The sequence below is a fragment of the Gilliamella mensalis genome (assembly GCF_900103085.1).
In the GTDB taxonomy this organism is placed as follows: Bacteria; Pseudomonadota; Gammaproteobacteria; order Enterobacterales; family Orbaceae; genus Gilliamella; species Gilliamella mensalis.
This window is the reverse complement of sequence record NZ_FMWR01000013.1, coordinates 36373-55500: the sequence shown is the minus strand read 5'-3', so window position 1 is coordinate 55500 and position 19128 is coordinate 36373. Positions and strand designations below refer to the sequence as shown.

The window sequence follows — 19128 nt, the reverse complement described above, 5'->3', positions numbered from 1 at the left end:
AATGGTTCTTTATACAAATCCATAAACCAAAATTATGATAACCGCAACAGGAACAATGTAACGAGTTAGTATAGTCCAAATGCTAAACCAAAAATCACTCAAATTTAACTCTTCGCGGATGCGTTTTTGATTCATCATCCAAGCACCAAATACTACAGTACCTAATCCTGTAAGTGGTAACATGATTTTACTGGTCAGGTAATCGAGTAAATCGAAAATATTTTTATCAAATAGTTTTACTTCAGACCATTCATTGAATGCTAATAAACAAGCAATACCTAAAGCCCAAATAACAAGACTACTTGCAATTGTGGCTGTTTTTCTTCCCATTGGTGTTTTTTCTTCTAATAACTCAACGGTCGGTTCAAGTAAGGAAATAGAAGAGGTTAACGCCGCAAAAGTTAGGAAAATAAAGAATAATACGCCTAAAATAGTACCGCCAGCCATGTTACCAAATGCAATAGGTAAAGTAACAAAAATAAGTCCAGGACCTTCACCAGGTTGTAAGCCATTAGCAAACACGAGAGGAAATATAGCCATACCAGATAGCATTGCTACAATGACATCTAAGATGACCACAGTGCGTGCAGTAGAAAGTAGATTAACATCTTTACCAAGGTACGAACCATATGCCATCATAATTCCCATACCTAAAGATAGGCTGAAAAATGCATGACCTAACGCTGCTAACATAGCCGTACCATTAATGGCAGACCAGTCAGGTGTAAATAAAAAACTAAACGCTTGACCAAAAGATGGACCACTTACATAAGCAGCATATCCAACTAATACTAATAGTAATACCCCTAAACCAGGCATCATAATTTTACAGGCTCGCTCCAAACCAGCGCCCACGCCCATAGCAACGATAAATGCGGTAGCAAACATAAATACTGTATGCCAAGTTAATAAATGGTTAACGTTACCTAGAAAGTTTTCGAAAATTTGCCCTGTAACTTCACCATTGGCGCCTTCAAAAGTACCTTGAGCGGCTAAAACAATGTAATCTGTGGCCCAACCACCAATAACACTATAAAATGATAGAATTAAAAATGAACCCACTACACCAATGATACCTACCCAACGCCATGATTTAGAACGACCTTCTGAAACAGCCACATCTTCCATCGTATGAATTGGATTTTTTTGACCGCGACGACCAATTAACCATTCTAAAACTAAAATTGGCAAGCCAATCACAAACATGAATAGCAAATAGGTAAGCACAAATGCAGAGCCACCCATTTCGCCGGCCATATATGGAAACTTCCATATGTTACCTAATCCCACCGCAGAGCCTGCAGCTGCAAGCATGAATCCCATGCGTGAGCTCCACTGGGAGTGACTTTTTTTCATAGTACCAGTACTCATTAATATTTTTTCCTTTAATCTCAATTAGTTTAATTTGCGTTGTGAAAAAAGTATGCCTTTTATGCGTGAACTTTCAATCATGCCATGAAATAAAGCTATAAACAAGATATCATTAGGTTATTGGTTACATCTGTCTAAAATTTAGCGTTTATTAATATATAATATTTATTTTAGAGGTTATAGCTTTAAGTCCTAAGTAATATTAAATATTTTTAATATTGCCAAGATGAAAATAGCAACAACAAAAGAAAGATATCATTGCAATTTTAATTGTAAAAATGAAAGAGCAAATAAAATGTTAAAAGTGGTCATTATTTGAATAATATTGTGTGTATGAGTATAGGTATAAAACCATATTGCATCACTAATAATATTAGCAAGTAAAGGAAGGATCACTAATAAAAAAATAACTGGATCAATCTTATTTTAAATACTACTTTTACGAGTGAAAAAGAATAATTAGGGCTATTTATTGATAATCACAAGCACATAGCATATAGTTACTTCTAGATTTTATTGATATTAAAGAGTTACCATGTCACAAAACATCGACCAAAACGAAATAGACAAATTTTCACAACTTGCTGCCGATTGGTGGAATCCAAATGGTAAATGTAAACCGTTACACATAATCAATCCACTGCGAGTGGATTATGTAAAACAAAAATGTGGAGCACTGACTAACAAATCTGTGCTTGATGTTGGCTGTGGTGGTGGAATATTGTCTGAAAGCCTAGCAAAATTAGGCGCTAATGTCACCGCTATCGACCTTGCTGATGAATCACTTTCGGTTGCAAAAATACATGCTACGCAAAGTGGTCTTTTCATTGATTATATAAAGCAAACGGTTGAAGACCATGCACAACAACACTTAGCTGGTTATGATGTCATCACATGCATGGAATTATTAGAACATGTCCCTGATCCGTTTTCAATCATTCAAGCCTGCGGAAAATTACTTAAACCGGGTGGTAAGCTTTTTTTGTCGACCATTAACCGCAACCAGAAAGCTAAATTACTATTGATTTATGGGGCAGAATATATTGCACGGCTAGTGCCTAAAGGCACACATGACTTTAATCGATTTATTCGCCCGTCAGAATTAATGAGCTGGATTGAACTTGCTGGATTAGATGTTAAAGATATTGTTGGTATGGAGTATCATTTACTTAAAAATGAATTCAAATTAGGACCAAATGTGGATGTTAATTATATCATCACGGCTCAAAAATCAGATTAATTTTAAAAATGTGATCAAATTCTCAATTTAGATATTTTCCCCAGTATTTTTTTTAATTTCCTTTATAATCTCGCATGTTACCGATAACACGGATTATTTTATTTTAGAGGAAGTATTTATGCCGTTAATGATAATTGCTATTGGTGTAGCTCTGCTACTTATCTTAATGTTACCACTTCGTGTAAATGGCTTTATTGCTCTGATCCTTGTGGCACTTAGTGTTGGTATAATGGAAGGTATGCCAGTAATGGATGTTGTAAAGTCCATTAAAAATGGGGTAGGTGGTACACTCGGTAGTTTAGCCTTAATTATGGGCTTTGGGGCAATGTTAGGAAAACTATTGGCCGATTGTGGTGGCGCGCAACGTATCGCAACAACGCTTATTGATACATTTGGTGATAAAAAAATTCAATGGGCTGTTACGCTAACTGGTTTTATTGTAGGCTTTGCGCTTTTTTATGAAGTTGGTTTTGTTCTATTATTGCCATTAGTATTAACCATCGCTGCCACGTTACGAATATCGCCACTCTATATTGGTATTCCAATGGCGGCTGCGTTATCGGTAACTCATGGTTTTTTACCTCCGCATCCGGGACCAACTGCGATCGCCGAAATTTTTAAAGCTGATATGGGGCGAACTTTACTATATGGTACTATCATCGCTATCCCAACGGTAATTTTAGCTGGACCAGTATTAGCAAAATTACCCTTTATTCGTGTAATTAACCATCCAATTGAAGAGGGTTTATATAATTCTAAAAAATTCACTGATGATCAAATGCCAAGTTTTGCGGTAAGTGTTTTTACTGCCTTAATTCCTGTTATTTTAATGTCGATTCGTGCAGTTTGCGATATGACTTTAGATAAAGGACATGTGGTATTACCTTATGTAGAATTTTTGGGTGATCCAGTCATTGCAACTTTAATTTCAGTATTAGTTGCGGTATTTACCTTTGGGATTTTACGTGGGCGCACCATGGCTGAAGTTAATTCAACTTTGGTTGATTCAATCAAAATTATTGCCATGATGCTGTTAATTATTGGCGGTGGTGGAGCATTTAAGCAAGTGCTTGTCGATAGTGGTGTTAAAGTTTACATTGAACAAATGATGCATGCATCGAATGTTTCACCAATTGTCATGGCGTGGTTAATTGCTGCATTACTGCGTTTAGCGCTTGGTTCTGCAACTGTTGCGGCATTGACAGCAGGTGGTATAGTATTCCCTTTAATTGCTGCAACAGGGGTGAGCCCTGAACTGATGGTGATTGCCACAGGTGCTGGTAGTGTGGTGTTTTCACACGTTAACGATCCTGGATTTTGGTTGTTTAAAGAATACTTCAACTTAAGTATTACTGAAACCATGAAATCATGGTCACTCTTAGAAACAGTGATTTCAGTTTGCGGATTAGTGGGATGCTTAACTATTAATATGTTTATCTAATAAAACTATAATTGCTTGTTTTTGGACCTCATCAGTTCTTATTTAATTGGTGAGGTACTTTCCATCTATTTTTATTTAATCTAAATTTATCTTATTTATATTTATATTTATATTTATATTTATTCGAATAAATATAAATTCCACTAGCCTTTTGAGTCAAAAGTAAGTAGAATGCCTCGGCAATATTTTATCAACAATCCAACCAGTGGTGAATATTGTCATGTCTCGTATAGTTAAAGAAGCTCTCACGTTTGACGACGTGTTATTAGTCCCAGCTCACTCAACGGTATTACCTAATACAGCTGATATTAGTACTCAACTTACCCAAACAATTAAATTAAATATTCCAATGTTGTCAGCAGCAATGGATACAGTAACCGAATCTGAATTAGCCATTGCACTAGCGCAAGAAGGTGGTATTGGTTTTATTCATAAAAATATGTCAATTGAAAACCAAGCCAATCATGTAAGGCGCGTTAAAAAACATGAAAGTGGTATAGTACAAGATCCGGTATCAGTCTTACCAACGGCAACCATACAGCAAGTTATTGAACTAGCTAAAGAGTATGGCTTTGCTGGTTTTCCAGTTGTAACCGAAACTCAAGAGCTTGTTGGTATTATTACAGCACGCGATGTCCGATTTGCAACCGAACTATCTTTACCCGTTACCGCTGTGATGACACCAAAAGAACGGTTAGTGACTGTAAATGAAGGTGAGCAACGTGAAATCGTACTGCAAAAAATGCATGAACACCGTGTTGAAAAAGTCCTTGTGGTTGATGCTCGATTCCACCTAAAAGGCATGATCACCGTTAAAGATTACAATAAAGCGGAACAAAAGCCTAACGCTTGTAAAGACGAGAAAGGTCGCTTACGCGTAGGCGCCGCTGTTGGTGCAGCAGCAGGGAACGAAGAACGCATTGCTGCATTAGTTGAAGCGGGTGTTGATGTATTATTGATTGACTCATCACACGGCCATTCACAAGGCGTACTTGAACGTATTCGCCAAGCAAGAAAAGTCTATCCAGATTTACAAATTATCGGTGGTAATGTAGCTACTAGTGAAGGCGCTAAAGCCTTAATTGATGCAGGCGTTAGCGCTGTGAAAGTGGGAATTGGTCCGGGATCAATTTGCACAACACGCATTGTAACTGGCGTTGGCGTACCGCAAATTAGTGCCATTATGGACGCTGTTGAGGTTGCACAAAAACACAACATTCCTGTTATTGCTGATGGCGGAATTCGCTATTCAGGCGACATAGCTAAAGCCATCGCAGCAGGTGCCTCTTGTGTCATGGTTGGATCAATGTTTGCCGGGACCGAAGAAGCTCCTGGCGAAATCGAGCTATTCCAAGGTAGAGCATATAAATCATATCGTGGGATGGGCTCACTTGGCGCAATGGCAAAAGGATCTTCTGATCGTTACTTCCAAACTGACAACGCTGCCGACAAACTTGTACCAGAAGGAATAGAAGGGCGCATTGCCTACAAAGGTCTATTAAAAGAGATAATTCACCAGCAAATGGGTGGATTAAGATCTTGCATGGGGCTGACCGGTTGTGGAACAATTGATGAATTAAGGACTAAATCCAAATTTTATCGCATTACTGGCGCAGGCATGAAAGAAAGTCATGTACATGACGTACTAATTACCAAAGAGCCACCTAATTATAGAGCTGGCGCATAAAAAGAAGGGATTCCTCCCTCTTTTTATTTTATATTTTTAATAAAATCAAAATGCTATTTAATAACTTTGGGAGGCTGTTAGTTTTTGGACATTTTGTCACTTTTTAGTGAAATAAGTAGCAATAGTGATAACATTTGAGCTAAGGAAATTGAGCAATTTCCTTAGTAATTACTCGTATCATTCATGATACTAGCCTCTTCGAAGCTATCTTCGCTTTGCTTAGATGATCAAATTTTTTCTGAAAAATTTGTCGTTAGGTTTTAATACACCGTTTGTGATTTGTCCCAGACAAAGCATAAACACGGCAAATATCCCTTGTTTTACGAGCTAGCCGGCCTTCGTTGTCAGCACTTTGCAAAGTACGAAAAAGCTCCGCCGCAAAAATAACATCACTTTACAAGTACGTGATTGACTTAAAAAATAAAAATTGTAAATAAAATAAACTTGTTACCTCATCTTTTTTTATGAAAAAAACATTTCAATTTTCATAACTTCAAAAGGTTGATATTGTCATTAATCCGGCGTTAGAATTTGCTGACAATAGGCGAGATCGCGCGCCAAACAGGGATGCTTGGCGAGGTTAACTTTGTCAGGACAGATTTTTCTTAAAAATTTTTCAGGCTTTTCAGCAAAAGACTAATCAAAACGGGCTTATAATAGCCTTTTAATAATTCTATCAACTTTTATTCGGCTAAGCCGTTTTATTAATTTATGGACTTGGCTTGGATAAAATTGGCTCGCTTGGATTTGCTGAAAGTGCGTAACTAATGTGGTTTTTTGGCGAATAGCGTTAAGTTCTTGGTTGAATTTGTCACTTAATTCTCGTTTCGGATCGTGTATTAATATGCCGTTTTCAAGGTCAAGTCGCCACGCACGCGGATTTAGGTTGTTACCGGTTATAAGTGCCCATTTGTCGTCTATCCAGATGCCTTTAAGGTGATAAGTTTGATTTTCGTCCTTCCATAGGCGTATGATAAGTTGTTCTTTATCAATAAAATATTGTAGGCGCTCAATAAAACTTCTTAAGTTGATTTCGTATAAATAGGGTAGTCCACCCGATATGTTAAAAGGTTTGTCTGGCGGAATATAAAAGTCGTTGGCCTCTTTGTCGCCAATAATTAGTTCAACTTGACGACCTTTGCGTAGTAGTCGAATAATATCACGCACTAAAATGCCTGGCAAATTAAAATATGGCGTGCAAAAGATGGCTTTTTGTTCGGTTACATTAATGAGATGATGGATGATTTTATTTAATACATTATTACGGCCAAGCCCCATAATTGGCGCAACCGATAAAGTTTGGTTGTCGGTATTGGCGCTGTATTGATAACTAGCATCCATTAAATTCTGACGTAGGGTTTTGATTTCAGACTTGAGTTGTTTGCGTGTTTTGTGCTTGCCAGTATTAAGCAGTTGTAGCGCTTGATATGATAAAAAATGGTCGTGAATAAACTGCACCATGCTGTCAGCTAATAATCGGTTAGTTATAAAATGATAACGATCATAACGATATTTATCACGTTTATGTAAGTAAACGTTATTAATGCTCGCACCACTGTAAATGACAGTGTCATCAATAATAAAGCCTTTAAGATGTAGTACGCCCAGTATCTCTCGACGATTAACTGGCACACCATAAATAGGAATATCAATATCTGGGTTTTGCTGTGTTAATTGGTAATAATAATTGGCGTTGGTATGGGCTTTATCTTCGCCAATTCGTCCTCGCTGAGCGCGGTGCCAGTCAACAAATATTTTAATATCTAAATTTGGGCGTTGCTGTTTGATTTGATAAAGCTCGTTAAGAATTTCTTGACCTGCTTCATCTTGTTCAAGATAAAGTGCAACAATATAAATACGGCGCTGGGCTTTTTTTATACTTTCAATTAAAGCTAATCGATACGCCTTAGGATTCGAGTATATATGATATTGTTCAGCATCTTGATGAATTTTAGCTAATTCATCAAGATGTTTTTGATGATTGTATTTTATAAATGGTATTCTCATGGTTTATTTATCATTATAACTGGTTAGTTACTTTAGAGTAGTGATTATCTAACGTAACGTAAATAATACCAGTAAAAATAACACTCCTTTTAAATTGTGTGCATTTTTGCAAAATTGTTTTTAGATTGTTACGTACTAATAACGCTATATTACGCCGCACCAAGCCGTTAGCAACTTGTTTATGCTTAATTACCGGGTGATAATAAATTGTTTAAGATTGTTCATCAACCCATGTTTGAATTATTTTGTAAGTTAATGCGAGTACCACAGGTCCAATAAATAGCCCCATTATGCCAAAGCCAAGTAGACCACCAATCACCCCAAATAATATGAGTAAAAATGGTAAATTGGCACCTTTTTTTATCAAGTAAGCTCGCATGACGCTATCTAACGTGGTTAAGATGATTGCCACAACAATTAATATAATACCGGCAATAGTGTTGCCGGCCCAAAATTGCCAAAAAATGCACCCAAGCATAACAACTACAGGACCAATTTGTGCAACACAGCAAATAAATAAGATTAGCGTCAGTACGCCCGGTAACGGCATGCTGGTTAATATAAAACTTAATCCACCAATTAAGGCTAAGGTAATGGCGGTAACCACAACGCCAAGTGCGACTGCGCGAATGGATTGTCCCGCTAACGTGACAGTGGTTTTACCATATTGTTTTGATAATCTGTTAGCTAATAGGTAGACGTATTTGGTAATGCTTTCGCCTTTTAAAAAGAGCAGTAGGCTAAAAATAATCATTACACCTGCATGAAAGATAAATATACCAATATTGGTGGCTTGTTCAAGTAGCCAGCCTATCATGGTGCCTACATAAGGCTGTATGCTTGAAACTAAATTAGAACCATCTGTTTGAATTAGGTTTAACCAATTTTGATGTATTTCAGAACCAAATGCCGGTATACTCTCCAGCCAGTCAAGCGTTGGTAGTTTTTGATGCGATAGCGTTCTTGCCCATTCAATAAGGTAGTGACCATTTTGTGCTACAGAACTAATAATTAATATAAAAGGTATAATACAAACAAATGCCAATATCAGAGCCATTACTAGTAATGATAGCCAACGTTTATTAAACAGTTTATGTTGAATTTTTATCATTAATGGCCAAGTAGTAATCACCACCATCACTGCCCAGAAGAATCCGAATAAGAAAACTTCAATAACACGATAGGTAATAATGATTAGCAACCCAATAATTAACAGGTTTAAAATCAATTTAAGTAAATCAGAAGTATATTTTTCTGCTGGCATTTTTGTACCATATTTATTAATCTAGAGGGCGTTATTATACGTATTATCAATCAAAATTAATACGATGGTGTTTATGATTAATTATTTTAGTGGAGATTTGAAATGAAAAAATTACTTTTATTAACATTATTAGGTGTGACATTGACGGCGTGTGCAAATTCACAAAAACTGCCACCAGTTGCGCAAAATGCTAATGATACAGCACCATTTCCAACAGCTCAAGCTGGTTTTACTCGTTATGCTATTCATTTGCCAACTATTGCTAACGAAAATAATGCAAAAGTTGAAGTGATCATTGGTAAAGAGATGAATGTGGATTGTAATTTACATAATTTAGGCGGTGTAGTTAAGCAAGAAGAGCTTAAAGGTTGGGGATACTCTTATTATGTGGTTGAAAGAACTGTTGGTAATATTTCGACATTAATGGCTTGCCCTGAAGGTAGCAGTAAAAATCGATTTGTGACAATTAACCATAATTTAGGTTTGTTTAATTATAACAGCAGTATGCCGTTAGTTTTTTATGTGCCAAACGATTTGCAAGTTAAATATCGTGTTTGGCAACCAAATACTAAAATCATGCAAGCTAGCGTCGAATAATCGCGTTAATTAATTGGTAATTGGTTGTTACTTACTCCTTGAGTGGCTAAAATATAGTCACTCAATACCTAAACTTTTAATATTTGATTTTTTAAGTGGACATATTTCAAAAAAAAGGTATTTTATCCCTCGTAATGCAAGGTTAGCTCTACTTGTTCATTAATTTTATTAATGACTTGTGATTGCCTGATTACCTCGGTTTCGCTAACTGTTCGTTATATTGTTAATTGATATCATTATTAACAACGCCGATAGCAAAATTTGGGGGTCCGTTGTGTCTTTGCAATGGGCTTGTGTCTAACATGTAATATCCCTACAACTAGAGGAGAAGTGGTGAGCATGTTTACTCAACGTAAAACAATTCTTTCAATCGTGGCTGGTGTTTCACTAGCGTTATCTCAATCTGCTATTGCTAAAGATCGTGTTGTGCATTTTTACAATTGGGCAGGTCAAATTGGTTCTAATACTATTTCAGATTTTGAAAAATCGACTGGTATTAAACTGGTTTATGATGTTTATGATTCAAACGAAGCGCTTGAAGGTAAATTAATGGCCGGTCATTCTGGCTTTGACGTGGTTTCTCCTTCAGATAGCTTTTTAGCTAGACAGATTAAATCTGATATCTATCTTCCATTAGATAAAAGTAAATTACCTAACTGGAAAAACTTAGATCCAAATTTAATGAAATTAATGGCAACGCACGATCCCGATAATAAATATGCTATTCCTTATGTGTGGATGACAACTGGTATCGGTTATAACATTGATAAAGTTAAAGAGCGCTTAGGTGATGATGCGCCGGTTGATAGCTGGGATTTAGTATTTAAACCTGAAAATATGGAAAAATTAAAAGATTGTGGTGTTGCGTTTTTAGATGCACCTACCGAAATCTTTGCTAGCGCACTTCAATATTTAGGTAAAGATCCAAATAGTACCGATGCGAAGGACTACACAGGCGTCGCTTATGAACTGTTAGAAAAGGTACGCCCAAATATTCGTTATTTTCATTCTTCACAATATATTACTGATTTAGCCAATGGCGATATTTGTGTGATTTTAGGTTGGTCGGGCGATATTTTGCAATCACGTGATAGAGCGAATGAAGCGAAAAACGGCGTGCATATTGGCTATCAAATACCCAAAGAAGGTGCATTAGTCTTTTTTGATACCTTTGCTATTCCAAAAGATTCAGCAAACCCTGACGAAGCTCACGAGTTTTTAAATTTTGTTATGAAACCTGAAATTGCTGCGCAAGTGACTAACGATGTTAACTTTGCAAGCGCCAATAAAGAAGCCAACGACAAATTTGTAAAACCAGAAGTGAAAGATGATCCAGCGGTTTATCCAAAACCAGAAGTGATGAAAAAACTCTTCACTTTACAAGTAAAAAATCCTAAACTTGAACGGGTAATTACCCGTACATGGACTAAACTTAAAACGGGAAAATAATCGATATTTTGTATATCGAGTTTTAAATAATAATTCAAGACGGAGAGGCTATTTAGTCTTTCCGTCTCGTTTTTTTGGCTTGTTGTTATGAGGAAAAAAGAGTGAACGATAAAACAACAAATCAGGTACAGCCTAAAAAAAAGATGATAACTCCATTGTTGGAGATCAAAAATTTAACTAAAGTTTTTAATGATGATTATTATGCCGTTGATGATGTCAATTTGACTATCTATACTGGAGAAATCTTTGCCTTGTTGGGAGCATCGGGAAGTGGTAAATCAACCTTACTGCGTATGCTTGCTGGTTTTGAGCAGCCTACGTCGGGGCAAATAATTCTTGATGGTAAAGATTTATCACAAGTTCCACCTTATGATCGCCCAATTAATATGATGTTTCAATCGTATGCTTTATTTCCTCACATGACGGTTGAGCAAAATATTGCCTTTGGTTTAAAACAAGATAAATTAAATCATAACGAAATCAAACAACGCGTTGAAGAAATGCTAGCGCTTGTACACATGGAACAATTTGGCAAACGTAAACCACATCAACTATCAGGTGGTCAGCGCCAACGCGTTGCTTTAGCCAGAAGTTTAGCCAAACGACCAAAATTATTGTTACTTGATGAGCCTATGGGGGCTCTTGATAAACAACTTCGTGATCGGATGCAACTTGAAGTGGTAAGCATTTTAGAACAAGTGGGAGCAACTTGTGTTATGGTTACGCATGATCAAGAAGAAGCCATGACCATGGCTGGCCGTATTGCTATTATGAATAAAGGTCAATTTGTACAAATTGGTGAGCCTGAAGAACTTTATGAACATCCAAATAGCCGTTATAGTGCCGAGTTTATTGGTTCGGTTAATATTTTTGACGGTATCTTGCAAGAAACATTAGAAGATGGTCTGATTTTGAGTTGCCCTACAATCAAACATCCATTGAAAGTGGATTATGATTCACCCGCGGTGGAAGGTGTGCCAATTAAAGTTGCCTTGCGCCCTGAAAAAATTAGGCTATGTGACGAAATTCCAGAACAGAGCTATAACGTTGCATCTGGTGAAGTGGTCGAAATCGCTTATTTAGGTGACTTGTCTATTTATCACGTTAAATTACCAAGTGGGCAAATAATTATAGCTCAATTGCAAAATGAGTACCGTTATCGTAAGGGGATGCCAACTTGGGGTGATATAGTTAATCTAAGTTGGGAAGTCGATAGTTGTGTTGTGCTTACCGAATAAACATAAGAGGATATCATAATGCGATCCATTGTATTAGGATTGTTGTTAAATGCATTTGTGTTGCTCAATGTTTATTTGCGTTTTGCAACAACAGGGGCGTTTGATAACTTATTTTTAGATGCGCTATTTACCGCAATGACATTAAGTTTTCTATTGTCATGCTTAGGCTTATATTTAGCAAATTATAGGCCATCTAAGTTTGCTTATCGGCTGATTATTGCAGGCAGTATATTATTTGTGCCTGCAGGACTTGTGGCAGTTTATTTTGCTTATAAAAAAATGCAACAACAACGATCTCAAGCCGATCTGATGACACTTTATGGGCGGTTAATTGTCATTGCAATTCCATATTTATGGATGCTATTGCTATTTTTATTGCCATTTTTAATTGTATTTAGGATCAGTTTTTCTGAAATTGCCTTAGCTGTACCACCATATACCGATTTATTAAGTTATGAAGACGGTTTGCTTAATATTACGTTAAATTTTGGTAATTATTTAAATCTCATCAGCGACACAATTTATATTGATTCGTATTTGCAATCGCTTAAGATTGCAGCGATTTCAACTGTGCTTTGTATTTTGATTGGTTATCCGTTGGCTTGGGCTATTTCTCAATGTAAACAGTCAACTCGTAACATTTTATTGTTACTGATTATTTTACCTTCATGGACATCGTTTTTAATTCGTGTTTACGCGTGGATTGGTATTTTAAATCCCAATGGTTTATTAAATCACTTTTTAATGTGGTTAGGCGTGATCGATCAGCCTTTGATTATTATGAAAACCTATTTTGCTGTATATATTGGTATTGTTTATTCTTATTTACCATTTGTGGTATTACCAATTTATACATCGTTAAGTAAGGTCGATTCAACGTTAATCGAAGCCGCATTAGACTTAGGGTGTAAACCGATTAAGACATTTTTTAATATCATTGTGCCGTTAACCAAAAATGGGGTTATTGCTGGTGGCATGTTGGTGTTTATTCCTGCTGTAGGTGAGTATGTTATTCCTGAATTATTAGGTCCTTCAGAGGGAATTATGATTGGTACACAGCTTTGGACTGAGTTCTTTAACAATCATGACTGGCCAGCAGCATCAGCGGTTGCTAGTGTGATGTTGATGATCCTAATTGTACCAATTTATTATTTCAATAAATTCCAAAATCGACAAATGGGAGGTAAATAGATGAACAATTTGCCTATTATCATGCGATCGGCTCTGATTGTATTTTTTTCGTCATTGCTTGGTGCGATTTTATTGAGTGTTTTGATTTCGTCATCGGGACTTGCACTTTTGGGAGAATGGAGCTTTTATTGCAACTGTTTTATTTTTAGTTTCATAATGACGGCTTTAGTTACTATTGCGCTGTTTTTTCGATGTTTGAAAGGACTTATCTTTTTGGTAGTATTTTCGTTTTTATATATCCCAATGATTATTTTGATTGTATATTCGTTTAATAGTTCCCGTTTGGTGACAGTTTGGGCGGATTTTTCAATCAAATGGTATTTTGAGCTAATTCATAACGAAACATTACTTAAAGCCGTTGGGCTGAGCTTGTCGATTGCGGCAGGTGCTGCAACTTTTGCGGTTGTGCTTGGGACATTAGCAGCTTATGCGGTAATTCGTTTTAGACGATTCCGCGGTTCTAATCTATTTTCTTTTATGACAACTGCACCACTAGTTATGCCTGATGTTATTACTGGTTTGGCTTTGTTATTGTTATTTGTGGGAATGGGACAGGTACTTGGGTGGCCAAAAGATCGTGGTGCTATCACTATATGGATGGCTCATGCTACATTTTGTACTGCCTATGTGACAGTGGTAATTAGTGCTAGGTTACGCGAATTAGATAAGTCAATTGAGGAAGCAGCATTAGATCTTGGTGCAAATCCCTTGAAGGTCTTTTTTATCATTACGTTGCCAATGATTGCACCGGCATTAGTGTCTGGTTGGCTTTTAGCATTTACATTATCACTTGATGATGTGGTTATTGCTAATTTTGTAACTGGACCCGGCGCTATGACGTTACCTAAATTGATATTTTCAAAAGTGCGTTTAGGAGTTGATCCTCAGATCAATGCTTTAGCCACAATTATATTATTAATTGTTGGTATTATTGGTTTTGTTTCGTGGTTGTGGATGCGTAATGCAGAGCGCCGCCGCATTAACGAAACGCGTATGCATTAAACCTTTCCTTTATAATAAATATTGCCGCACTTTGTGGCAATATTTCGTTTTAAAATCTCCGTGTCTTTTTAGTCATTTTGTATTATAGTGTGACTAGTCAATTTTTTTGGCAAAATTCTCAGGGCGGGGTGTAAGTCCCCACCGGTGGTATAGCCCACGAGCGCTTAATCTAAATTGTTATTTATCTGCGGCAATTGTTCGTATTGCTTGGTTAGGTTTTTTAGATTAAGGACAAGCAGATTTGGTGAAATTCCAAAGCCGACAGTTAAAGTCTGGATAAAAGAGAGTTGCTTATCTTTCCTATATTTGCTGAAAGGCAAAGTCACGCAGGTCAAGCACTGCCCTGATTCTGGTATTTTATTTATACTTAACTAAATTGATAGCTAAATAGCTATTTAAATTTAATTAAGTAAATAATGAAATGAGCAAGTTAAAAAATATATAGGTATTTACCATGAATCAGTTTAATTTACATGAATTTGGAACCCCCATTGAACGTGTCGAAAAAGCGATTGCATCAATTCAAGCCGGTCAAGGGGTACTTGTTTTAGATGATGAAGATCGTGAAAACGAAGGCGATATTATTTGGGCTGCCGAGTCCATCACTAGCCAGCAAATGGCGCTGACGATTCGTTACGGCAGTGGTATTGTTTGTTTATGTTTACCACACAAACGTTGTGAAGAGTTAGATTTGCCAATGATGGTGGAAAATAATACCAGCAAAAACAATACAGCATTTACTATTTCGATTGAAGCCGCTAATGGAGTTACAACTGGTGTATCGGCTGCTGATCGCGTTACAACTATTAAAGCTGCGGTGAATGACAATGCAAAGCCGAGCGATCTTAATCATCCGGGGCATGTGTTTCCTTTAGTTGCTAAAGAGGGCGGTGTTTTAGTTCGTCGTGGACATACCGAAGCATCAATTGATTTAGTCACGTTAGCAGGCTTAAAACCCGCTGCCGTACTGTGTGAATTAACAAATGATGATGGCACCATGGCAAGAGCACCAGAGGTGGTTAATTTTGCTAAACAATACAACATGCCAGTGGTGACTATTGAAGATATTGTTGAGTATCGTAAATCCATGTAATTCGATTTAGTCGTATCGCGCTAGGTTAATAGTGAATGGGTATATGGTTAGCCACTTGATATGATAACTGTGTGTGGAAATTATTAGTATTATTAACCGTAATTTGAAAACTACGGTAATGAATATACATATAACAAAACCAACATTTTATGGCAGAAAAGAGATAGGGTGATACATCATAAATGAAAATAATTGTCACCGATTTGGTTAAATGTTCTAAATGGTCAGCGTCTGACCATTTAGAACGTGCTAAAAAATCCTGATTAAAACAATTCGTTCCCTTAACCTGTAGAAACGAACGCTTTAAAATAACTTTAGGTATTAATTATGGCGATGCATCACAGAGGTTCCTTCCAAGGCAACACGATATAAAGGAGAAGCTAATTTAGATAAACTGTTAAATATTGATGTATACAATTTTGTTCTTGCCATTTAGATTTCTTCATTATAGAATTAACTACTTATTTGAAAAATAAGCATAAAATGGTGAAGGTGTATTATAAGCATCAGGCTTTTTTATTTAATGGTTAGGAATATTTAACTATTAAGATCTTTTGGTGGCAAATTTTCCATTTGCGAACCATCTTTTGTTTTGTCGTTGCTTATCGGCAATAGAGCAAAATCAAGCATTATATTAAAAAAATTTGCAGCAAAAAATTGATTATGGCACAAAATAAATTATCAAAAGCGAGGTAGCTATGTTTAGCGTTAATAGAGAGTGGGCATTTGTGGTGTTGACTTGCTTTTTTGAATTGTGTTGGATTTTGGGATTTAGTATCGCAACCGAGCTTTGGCAATGGGTTATTATTGTGTCACTCATTATTATTGATTTTACGCTTTTGACTAATGCTTGCAAGACAATTCCCACAGGAACCGTTTATGCCATCTTTTCGGGTGTTGGTGCAGTTGGCGCAACAATGATTGATATATTATTTTTTGATAAAGAGATTAAATTAATTCAACTTTTTTTTGTAGTGATAATTATCATTGGTGTTGTACAGCTAAAACGTGCGGACAGTTGATATTATATAATAAAGGACAATTTTGATCATGGGATGGCTATTAATATTAATTGCATCAGTTTTTGAAGTAATTGGAGCGATTGGACTTAAGTTATATGCTGAGAAAAAAAGCCTATTTAGATTTGTATTATATTGGGGAGGATTTTTTGTTTCTTTTGTACTTTTTTATTTGTCGCTCCATTATCTTGACTTAAGTATTGTCTATCCTGTTTGGGTGGGTCTTGGCACATCAGGGGCGGTGTTAGCAAGTATGTTGTTATTTAATGAACCTAAAAACTTTTCACGTTTATTTGGACTTACCATTATTATTATTGGTGTTATTGGTTTACATGTTACTTTGTGAACTGTTAAGAACTAAGCTTAAAATAAAAAACCGGAGATAAACTCCGGCAACGCAAAGCGTAAAATAATATGATAAGGATAAATAAAAAATTAAATTTCGCTAGCATGCTCTTTTAAGAAACTAGCAACACCGTTTGGATTTGCTTTCATGCCTTTTTTACCTTTTGTCCATTGTGCAGGGCAAACTTCACCATGTTCTTCGTGGAACTGGAATGCATCAACAATACGAATCATCTCATCGATGTTGCGTCCAATTGGTAAATCGTTAATTGTTTCGTGGCGTACAATACCTGATTTATCAATAAAGAATGAAGCACGTAGTGCGACACCGGCTTCAGGATGCTCAACACCATAAGCTTGCATAATTGAATGTTTGATATCGGCAACAATTGGGAACTTAACTTCACCAATACCGCCTTTATCTTGTGGGGTATTACGCCATGCATTATGTACGTATTCTGAGTCCATTGAAACACCAATTACTTCAACGCCACGTTTTTTAAACTCTTCTAAACGGTGATCAAAAGCGATAATTTCTGATGGGCAAACAAAAGTGAAATCCATTGGCCAAAAGAATACCACAGCATATTTACCGTTAATATGTTGTGATAAATTGAAATTGTTAACAATTTCACCAGTGCCTAAAACCGCTGCTGATGTAAAATCTGGTGCTTTGCGAGTGACTAATGTCATAGTATTTCTCCTTTCTAGTTAAGTGCAATTCACGTTGCGTAGCATTATAGCAATTAAAACCTATTGTCCAAGTTGTTATGAACAATCGATATCATAAGTTTTAGCTATTAAATGCCTAACTATTGTTTGGAATTAGTAATTGATCTTTTCGGTTTGCCTTTATTTTTAGTATCACGATGGCGTTGCTTTACTTTTTTCTTTTTGATATCTTCTTTTTTGTTGGCGTTTTTTAATTTTGCCTTTTGTGAAGGCTTTTTCTTAGTTGCTGGTTTTGGCGCTTTCGTTTTAGGACGCAATTCGTCAATTGTTCTTAATTTGATCGGTTCTTGAATGTAACGCTCAATTTTTTGCAGTAATTCGTTATCATGTGCTTCGACTAGTGTTATTGCAGTGCCTTTTTTCCCAGCGCGAGCTGTGCGCCCAATGCGGTGCAAGTAAACATCGGCGGTTTTTGGGGCATCAAAGTTAATAACATGGGAGATATCATCAATATCAATTCCACGCGCAGCAACATCGGTTGCAATCAATACATTAACTGTATTATTACTGATTCTTTTGATTGCTTCGTTGCGTTTTGCTTGTACCATTTCGCCTTCTAAGTAGCAACTATGTATGCCAGCTTGATGCAGCAGACTAACTAATTCGTGCACACGTTCACGTTTACGAACAAATACAATTGTTTTTTTAAATTCTTCTTGTTTTAACAAGTGAGTAAGCAGTGCTACTTTATGAGTTAGATCGTCAGCACGATAATAAAATTGTAAGATCTTTTTGCGTTCTTTACGCGATGGGTCGGCGTTGATTTCGATTGGTGCATTCAAAATTCGACTGGCAAAATTATGTAGTCCTTCGCCTTCAAGTGTAGCTGAGAATAATAAGGTTTGCTTACGCCAGCGAGTTTCGGCTGATATGGTTTCAACATCTTGCGAAAAGCCCATGTCTAGCATGCGATCCGCTTCATCTAAAATCAACATTTCAACCGCTCGACAATCAAAATTCTCTTCTTTTATATACTGTAATAAACGTCCGGTTGTGGCAATAACAATATCTTGATTTTTGCTAAATACTTCGGCGTGATTCATATATGCAACACCGCCGGTAATAGTTGCAATGCTTAAATGTGTCGATTCTGTTAATAATTTGGCTTGTTCGGCAATTTGCATAGCAAGCTCACGTGTTGGTGTTAATATCAAAATGCGTGGGGGACCAGGTTTACGACGTGGGAAGTCCAATAAGTGTTGTACGGCAGGGATTAAAAAAGCCAGTGTTTTACCCGTACCTGTTGGTGCTGAACCTAAAATATCTTTGCCATCTAAAGCAACGGGAATGGTTTGTGCTTGAATTACTGTTGGGGTATTTATATTTTGAATTTGAAGATTGTGAATTAAAATATCATCTAATTCTAAATCAGAAAAAGTGTGTGCTGTCATAGTTATCTTTTTATCTAAAATTATAAAACACATTATAACGACAATCGTTATAACTACAATC

15 protein-coding genes, 1 pseudogene and 1 riboswitch are annotated in these 19128 nt (G+C 36.5%); of the genes and pseudogenes, 11 read left to right on the top strand and 5 right to left on the bottom strand.

Annotated features, from left to right (window positions below; all coding sequences use genetic code 11):
* Nucleotides 1-9: 9 nt before the first annotated feature.
* The gene (locus BQ5209_RS07320; RefSeq protein WP_208609981.1) at nt 10-1371 is read right to left on the bottom strand and encodes a sodium-dependent transporter; all 1362 of its coding nucleotides are present in this window, start codon (nt 1369-1371) and stop codon (nt 10-12) included.
* A gap of 535 nt (nt 1372-1906) precedes the next feature.
* Between BQ5209_RS07320 and ubiG the strand changes: the two genes are divergently transcribed.
* The 3 genes from ubiG (at nt 1907) to guaB (ending at nt 5739) form a co-directional block, all read left to right on the top strand.
* Complete coding sequence (gene ubiG, locus BQ5209_RS07315) at nt 1907-2611, top strand: bifunctional 2-polyprenyl-6-hydroxyphenol methylase/3-demethylubiquinol 3-O-methyltransferase UbiG (RefSeq protein ID WP_085247884.1); 705 nt, start codon at nt 1907-1909, stop codon at nt 2609-2611.
* A 100-nt stretch (nt 2612-2711) separates the two neighbouring features.
* Nucleotides 2712-4052 carry a gluconate transporter gene (gntT, locus tag BQ5209_RS07310; protein ID WP_370737833.1) on the top strand — a complete coding sequence of 447 codons (1341 nt, stop codon included), beginning with the start codon at nt 2712-2714 and terminating at the stop codon, nt 4050-4052.
* A gap of 220 nt (nt 4053-4272) precedes the next feature.
* Nucleotides 4273-5739: an IMP dehydrogenase gene (gene guaB, locus BQ5209_RS07305; protein ID WP_085247882.1), complete on the top strand. Its 1467-nt coding sequence runs from the start codon at nt 4273-4275 to the stop codon at nt 5737-5739.
* Between the two features lie 651 nt (nt 5740-6390).
* On the opposite strand, the gene pssA is transcribed toward guaB, so the two are convergent.
* Together pssA and ydiK are read right to left on the bottom strand one after the other, a co-directional pair.
* Nucleotides 6391-7746, bottom strand: coding sequence for a CDP-diacylglycerol--serine O-phosphatidyltransferase (gene pssA / locus BQ5209_RS07300; RefSeq protein WP_085247881.1), 1356 nt, complete (start codon nt 7744-7746; stop codon nt 6391-6393).
* Nucleotides 7747-7957: 211 nt separating this feature from the next.
* Nucleotides 7958-9010: an AI-2E family transporter YdiK gene (gene ydiK, locus BQ5209_RS07295; protein WP_085247880.1), complete on the bottom strand. Its 1053-nt coding sequence runs from the start codon at nt 9008-9010 to the stop codon at nt 7958-7960.
* A gap of 102 nt (nt 9011-9112) precedes the next feature.
* Here ydiK and eco point away from each other — a divergent pair, with 102 nt between their 5' ends.
* The 8 genes and pseudogenes from eco (at nt 9113) to BQ5209_RS07255 (ending at nt 16945) form a co-directional block, all read left to right on the top strand.
* Nucleotides 9113-9607: a serine protease inhibitor ecotin gene (eco, locus tag BQ5209_RS07290; RefSeq protein ID WP_085247879.1), complete on the top strand. Its 495-nt coding sequence runs from the start codon at nt 9113-9115 to the stop codon at nt 9605-9607.
* Nucleotides 9608-9946: 339 nt separating this feature from the next.
* A complete protein-coding gene (locus BQ5209_RS07285) occupies nt 9947-11056 on the top strand; it encodes an extracellular solute-binding protein (protein ID WP_085247878.1) in 1110 nt (369 codons plus the stop codon).
* A 101-nt stretch (nt 11057-11157) separates the two neighbouring features.
* Nucleotides 11158-12294 carry a putrescine ABC transporter ATP-binding subunit PotG gene (gene potG / locus BQ5209_RS07280; protein ID WP_085247877.1) on the top strand — a complete coding sequence of 379 codons (1137 nt, stop codon included), beginning with the start codon at nt 11158-11160 and terminating at the stop codon, nt 12292-12294.
* A 306-nt stretch (nt 12295-12600) separates the two neighbouring features.
* A pseudogene (potH, locus tag BQ5209_RS07275) lies at nt 12601-13485 on the top strand (putrescine ABC transporter permease PotH); the annotation flags it as partial.
* Between the two features lie 156 nt (nt 13486-13641).
* On the top strand, nt 13642-14487 hold the full coding sequence (locus BQ5209_RS07270; RefSeq protein ID WP_085247903.1) for an ABC transporter permease subunit: 846 nt from the start codon (nt 13642-13644) through the stop codon (nt 14485-14487).
* Between the two features lie 110 nt (nt 14488-14597).
* A riboswitch (FMN riboswitch) is annotated at nt 14598-14779 on the top strand.
* A gap of 162 nt (nt 14780-14941) precedes the next feature.
* Nucleotides 14942-15580, top strand: coding sequence for a 3,4-dihydroxy-2-butanone-4-phosphate synthase (gene ribB / locus BQ5209_RS07265; RefSeq protein WP_085247876.1), 639 nt, complete (start codon nt 14942-14944; stop codon nt 15578-15580).
* 698 nt (nt 15581-16278) lie between these two features.
* Nucleotides 16279-16602, top strand: a complete 324-nt coding sequence (locus BQ5209_RS07260; protein ID WP_085247875.1) for a DMT family transporter — start codon at nt 16279-16281, stop codon at nt 16600-16602.
* Between the two features lie 28 nt (nt 16603-16630).
* Nucleotides 16631-16945, top strand: a complete 315-nt coding sequence (locus BQ5209_RS07255; protein ID WP_085247874.1) for a DMT family transporter — start codon at nt 16631-16633, stop codon at nt 16943-16945.
* 89 nt (nt 16946-17034) lie between these two features.
* On the opposite strand, the gene BQ5209_RS07250 is transcribed toward BQ5209_RS07255, so the two are convergent.
* Both BQ5209_RS07250 and srmB read right to left on the bottom strand, forming a co-directional pair.
* On the bottom strand, nt 17035-17637 hold the full coding sequence (locus BQ5209_RS07250; protein ID WP_085247873.1) for a peroxiredoxin C: 603 nt from the start codon (nt 17635-17637) through the stop codon (nt 17035-17037).
* A gap of 119 nt (nt 17638-17756) precedes the next feature.
* Nucleotides 17757-19067, bottom strand: a complete 1311-nt coding sequence (gene srmB / locus BQ5209_RS07245; protein ID WP_085247872.1) for an ATP-dependent RNA helicase SrmB — start codon at nt 19065-19067, stop codon at nt 17757-17759.
* Between the last annotated feature and the right edge of the window lie 61 nt (nt 19068-19128).